General features: G+C 70.2%; 6 protein-coding genes. 4 read left to right on the forward strand and 2 right to left on the reverse strand.

The genetic code is table 11. The features are described 5' to 3' along the window. Positions 1 to 2: 2 nt before the first annotated feature. Positions 3 to 923, reverse strand: coding sequence for a neutral zinc metallopeptidase (locus KBX53_RS20545; RefSeq protein WP_030337304.1), 921 nt, complete (start codon positions 921 to 923; stop codon positions 3 to 5). A 263-nt stretch (positions 924 to 1,186) separates the two neighbouring features. Between KBX53_RS20545 and KBX53_RS20550 the strand changes: the two genes are divergently transcribed. Further along, a complete protein-coding gene (locus KBX53_RS20550; protein ID WP_030337302.1) occupies positions 1,187 to 2,791 on the forward strand; it encodes an ABC-F family ATP-binding cassette domain-containing protein in 1,605 nt (534 codons plus the stop codon). A gap of 73 nt (positions 2,792 to 2,864) precedes the next feature. On the opposite strand, the gene KBX53_RS20555 is transcribed toward KBX53_RS20550, so the two are convergent. Beyond that, a complete protein-coding gene (locus tag KBX53_RS20555; RefSeq protein ID WP_081884132.1) occupies positions 2,865 to 3,464 on the reverse strand; it encodes a cadmium resistance transporter in 600 nt (199 codons plus the stop codon). A 216-nt stretch (positions 3,465 to 3,680) separates the two neighbouring features. On the opposite strand from KBX53_RS20555, the gene KBX53_RS20560 reads away from it, so the two are divergent. From KBX53_RS20560 to KBX53_RS20570, 3 genes are all read left to right on the forward strand, one after another. Beyond that, on the forward strand, positions 3,681 to 3,908 hold the full coding sequence (locus KBX53_RS20560) for a helix-turn-helix domain-containing protein (RefSeq protein WP_007462679.1): 228 nt from the start codon (positions 3,681 to 3,683) through the stop codon (positions 3,906 to 3,908). A gap of 46 nt (positions 3,909 to 3,954) precedes the next feature. Then, positions 3,955 to 4,722 (forward strand): enoyl-CoA hydratase/isomerase family protein, encoded by a 768-nt coding sequence (locus tag KBX53_RS20565; RefSeq protein WP_030337297.1) that lies wholly within the window; start codon positions 3,955 to 3,957, stop codon positions 4,720 to 4,722. A gap of 114 nt (positions 4,723 to 4,836) precedes the next feature. Then, on the forward strand, positions 4,837 to 5,533 hold a 697-nt coding region (locus KBX53_RS20570), incomplete at its 3' end, for an ABC transporter transmembrane domain-containing protein (protein WP_247675940.1).

Consider the following 5,533-nt stretch of genomic DNA (forward strand, 5'->3'; position numbering starts at 1 on the left):
GGTCAGAGCTGGTCGGTGCCGAAGGTGTCACAGCTCTTCGGGTCGCCGCGGTCGTAGCCCTGGGTAAACCAGCGCTTGCGCTGCTCGGACGTGCCGTGGGTGAACTGGTCGGGGTTGACCCGCCCGCCGGAGCGTTCCTGGATGCTGTCGTCGCCGATCGCCTCGGCGGCCTGCACCGCCTCGCTGATGTCGGACTGGGTGATGGACGTGAACAGCGGCTCCTGGCCGGTCTTGTCCTTGCTCTCGGTGGCGTGCTTGGCCCAGGCGCCGGCGTAGCAGTCGGCCTGCAGCTCGAGCCGTACGGAGGCGGAGCGGGGGCCGCTCTGGTCGCCCTGGCCGGCCTTCGCGTTGGTGCCGAGCAGGTTCTGGATGTGGTGGCCGTACTCGTGGGCGAGCACGTAGGGCTGGGCGAACTCGCCCTTGGCGCCGAACCGGGAGGCCAGCTCGTCGTAGAAGCTCAGGTCGATGTACACCTGCTTGTCGGCGGGGCAGTAGAACGGGCCGACACCCGAGTCGGCCTGCCCGCAGCCGGTGTTCACGGCCGCCTGGAAGAAGTTGGTGTCGGTCGGCTCGTACTTCCCGTTGCCCACCTCCGGGTACGCCTTCTGCCAGTAGGCCTGGATGCTGTTGACGTAGAGCGCGTTGCGGCAGCGCGCGTCGTCGAGGCGCTGCGGGTTGTCGCGCGAGCAGAGCTGCTCCAGGTCGGTGCCGCCGGCCTGACCGCCCTCGTCGCCGTTGGTCATGGCGTTGAGGCCGAAGCCGCCGCCGAGCAGCGCGACGAGCACTGCCACCACGATGCCGATGATGCCGCCTCGACCGCCGCCGCCGGGGATCGGGATGCCGAAGCCGCCGCCGGATCCACCACCCCGGCCGACGTCGTTGACCTGGGAGGTGTCGATTTCGGCCCGCTCGTTGAGTTCCATGGTGACCCCGATCGCCGTATGCCGGTGAGTGTCTTTTATGTGTTTTTTCGTCCCTCAAGTGCCGGACGGGGTCCGGACAGGCGTTCCCGTACCCGATGATCTTGATCGGTAATCCGGGCGGGCCGCCCGGCGGCGCCCGGTACACTTGCCAGGTGCTGCGCTGCGAAGGCTGAACCGCCCCGCGCCGTCGGGCCCCTTGAGCCCGCCGGCCGTTTCGCGTGCCCCGAGTCAGCCTTCCGAACCCCGAGAGCGAGCCCGCAAACATGATCACTGCCACCGGCCTGGAACTGCGCGCCGGTTCCCGGATCCTGCTGTCCGACACCACCCTGCGCGTGCAGCCCGGTGACCGGATCGGCCTGGTCGGTCGTAACGGTGCCGGCAAGACCACCACGCTGAAGGTGCTCGCCGGTGAGGGGCAGCCGTACGGCGGCCAGATCGACCAGCGCAGCGCCATCGGCTACCTGCCGCAGGACCCGCGCACCGGCGACCTGGAGGTCACCGGCCGCGACCGGGTGCTCTCCGCCCGTGGCCTGGACGTGCTGATGGCGCAGATGCAGGAGATCGAGGCCCGGCTCGCCGAGGACGCCGACGAGAAGCTGGTCCGCCGGTACGGCGCGCTGGAGGACCAGTTCGCCGCCCTGGGCGGGTACGCGGCCGAGGCTGAGGCCGCGCGGATCTGCGCCAACCTCGGCCTACCGGACCGTGCGCTCGCGCAGACCATCGGCACCCTCTCCGGTGGTCAGCGTCGGCGCATCGAGCTGGCCCGGATCCTGTTCCGCGACGCGGGCGAGAACGGCGGCGGCATCCTGCTGCTCGACGAGCCCACCAACCACCTCGACGCCGACTCGATCACCTGGTTGCGAGGCTTCCTCGCCAACCACAAGGGCGGCCTCATCGTGATCTCCCACGACGGCGCGCTGCTGGAGTCGGTGGTCAACAAGGTCTGGTTCCTCGACGCCACCCGGTCGGTCATCGACGTGTACAACCTGGGCTGGAAGGCGTACCTGGAGGCCCGCGAGACCGACGAGCGGCGGCGGCGTCGGGAGCGGGCCAACGCGGAGAAGAAGGCCGGCGCTCTGATGGCGCAGGCCGACAAGATGCGGGCCAAGGCCACCAAGACCGTGGCCGCGCAGAACATGGCCCGCCGTGCCGAGAAGCTGATCTCCGGCCTGGAGGAGGTGCGGGTCGCCGACCGGGTGGCCAAGGTGCGTTTCCCCAGCCCCGCGCCGTGCGGCAAGACCCCGCTCACCGCGACCGGCCTGTCCAAGTCGTACGGCTCACTGGAGATCTTCACCGACGTCAACGTGGCGGTGGACCGCGGCTCCCGGGTGGCCATCCTCGGGCTCAACGGCGCCGGCAAGACGACCCTGCTGCGGATGCTCGGCGGGCTGCTCACCCCGGACACCGGCGAGGTGCACGCGGGGCACGGCCTGCGGTTGGGCTACTACGCCCAGGAGCACGAGACGCTGGACGTGGAGCGGACGGTGCTGGAGAACATGCGCGCCGCCGCCGTCGAGCAGTCCGACACCGACCTGCGCAAGATCCTCGGCGCGTTCCTCTTCTCCGGTGACGACGTGAACAAGCCGGCCGGAGTGCTCTCCGGTGGCGAGAAGACCCGGCTGGCGCTGTCCACCCTGGTCTGTTCCGGCGCCAACGTGCTCCTCCTCGACGAGCCGACGAACAACCTCGACCCGGTCAGCCGGGAGCAGGTGCTCGACGCCATCGCCAACTACCCGGGCGCGATCGTCCTGGTCACCCACGACCCGGGTGCGGTGCTCGCGCTCAAGCCCGACCGGGCCATCCTGCTGCCCGACGGCGACGAGGATGCCTGGAGCGACGACCTGCTCGAACTGGTCGAGCTGGCCTGATCGAGGCAGCTCGACGTGCGCTCGACCTCAACGTGCGCTCAAGCTCGACCTGCGCTCGACCTCGGCGCTGCGGTCAGCCGAGCAGGTCGACCAGCCGGCCGAGCACGCCGGAGCTGACCAGGATCACCAGCCCGATGGCGATGAAGATCGCCGGCACCAGCCAGGCGCCGGCGCGTTCGACGAGCCGGACCACCCTCCGATGCCCGCCCAGCCAGGCCCCGGCCACACACCACAGGGCGATCAGCAGCACGAAGACCAGCAGGAACACCGCGCTGTCGGCCACCCCGAGGGCCCGGAAGACGGGTACGTAGACCGCGACGTTGTCGGCACCGTTCGCGATCGTCACCCCGGCCACGCCGAGCGCTCCGGTGACGACAGCGGGTGGCTCGTCGTCGCCCGAACCCCGCAGTGCGCGGACACCGAGCGCGATCGGCAGCAGGCCCAGCAGACCCGTCCACGGGTCGGGCACCACCAGGAGCCCACCCGCGATCACCGCGCTGGCCAGCGCGAGCGCGCCGATGCCGAGGTATTGCCCGGCGACGATCTGCCAGGTGCGGGGTTGGCCGGTGGTGCGGGCCGCGACGAAGAACAGCGTCAGGATGACGATGTCGTCTATGTCGGTGGCGGCGAAGACGACGGCCGCTGCGCCCGCGGTGCTCAACAGGTCGATCACGACCGAAGGCTACGGGTCGTCGGCAGCCGCCAGCGTCCAGCGGTGGTACGCCCGGACGACGCGGCGGGCCGGATCGCCAGGATCACTCTATCGGGAAGCTGACATTGCATAGCGTGTCGGTTGGCGAAGAGTTGATATCTGGCGCATGATCGTCCGAGGCGGTCTAATAGGTGGGACCGTATCCGAACCGCACAGTCTGGGACGTGAGGACACAGCATGGCAGCCACTGGCACAGCCACCAGCACTGAGAAGGGTCGCCGGATCGTCGGAGCCGAGCGTCAGACGCTCGCCAAGGACCTGGTAAAGCGGTACACCTCGGGGGAGAGCATCCGCGCGTTGGCGGCCTCGACCGGCCGTTCCTACGGGTTCATCCACCGAGTGCTCACCGAGTCCGGCGTGCAGCTGCGTCAGCGCGGTGGTGCCCGGCGCCGCAAGAAGGCGTGACCCGCCCCCCAGCGTCGTCCATCAGCGCCGCGCCCCGGGACGTCCGGTGACCGCCGAGGCGACCGGGGTTCGGCTGACCTGCGACGGGCCGGTCGCCACGGTGACGTTGTGCCGGCCCGACGTGCTCAACGCCCAGACGCCCGCGATGTGGCGAGCGATGAGCGACTTCTCCCGTGACCTGCCCGGCGATGTCCGGGTGGTGGTGGTCCGCGGTGAGGGTCGGGCGTTCTCGGCCGGCCTCGATCTCGCGGTGGCGGGTGCCTCCGGTCCGGGGTCGTTCGCCGAGTTGGCCACGCTGTCCGAGCAGGAGTGCGCCGAGCGCATCGCGGAGTTCCAGGCCGGTTTCACCTGGCTGCACCGGCCGGACGTGATCTCCGTCGCGGCCGTGCAGGGCCACGCCATCGGTGCCGGCTTCCAGCTGGCGCTCGCCTGTGACCTGCGGGTGCTCTCCGCTGACGCGAAGCTGTCGATGGCCGAGGTGACCCTCGGCCTGGTGCCCGACCTGGCCGGCACGAAGCGCCTCGTCGAGCTGGTCGGCTACGCGCGGGCGTTGGAGATCTGTGCGACCGGCCGCCGGTTGGACGCCGCCGAGGCGGACCGGATCGGCCTGGCCACCCTGGTCGTGCCGCCAGCCGAGCTGGACGGTGCGGTGCGGGACCTGACCGCCGGCCTGCTCTCCGGAGCCCGCGACGCGGTGGTGGAGATCAAGGCGTTGCTCGCCGGCGCGGCCGGGCGGTCGCACGCCGACCAGCAGCGCGCCGAGCGGGAGGCGCAGACCCGTCGGCTGCGTGACCTTGCCGGCACTGGAGAATAGGTAAGGACCGCACGGGAAGATCCGGGTTACGGCTGGGGTTGTCACACTCGTCGGGAGAATTGACCTGACGGTGCGGTCTGCCCGGCAACCCGGAGGTGAGCGATGTCCAACCCGATGTCCGGCGGTGGCATGGCCGGGTGGAGCATGCTCCGGTCGATGCGCAACAGCGACGAGGTCTCCACCCACCGCCTCAAGCGGGGGGTGGCCCGCCGCATCGTGGCCTTCGCGCGCCCCTACCGGCGCGACATCGTCATCTTCCTGATCACCGTGGTGCTGGCGGCCGTCATCGGCGTGGCCACACCGGTGCTCGCCGGCGACGTCATCAACGCGATCAACCGAGGCGGCGACGAGGCCGGCCGACTCGTGGTGCGGCTGGCCCTGTTCATCGCCGCGCTGGCGGTCGCCGACGCACTGCTCTCACTGGCCCAACGGTGGTATTCGGCCCGGATCGGCGAGGGCATCATCTTCAACCTGCGCACCCGGGTCTACGACCACGTGCAGCGGATGCCGTTGCAGTTCTTCACCCGTACCCAGACCGGGGCGCTGGTCAGCAGGCTCAACAACGACGTCCTCGGCGCCCAGCGGGCGTTCACCTCGACGTTGTCCGGCGTGGTCAGCAACGTCATCCAGTTGGTGCTCACCGCGGCGGTGATGTTCACCCTCTCCTGGCAGATCACCGCGCTCTCGCTGGTGCTGCTCCCGATTTTCATCATTCCGGCCCGCCGAGTCGGTCGGCGGCTGGCCGAGATCACCCGGGAGTCGTACAACCTCGACGCCAAGATGAACGCGACCATGACCGAACGGTTCGGGG

The sequence above is a fragment of the Micromonospora sp. M51 genome (genome assembly GCF_018070305.1).
Taxonomy (GTDB): domain Bacteria; phylum Actinomycetota; class Actinomycetes; order Mycobacteriales; family Micromonosporaceae; genus Micromonospora; species Micromonospora parva.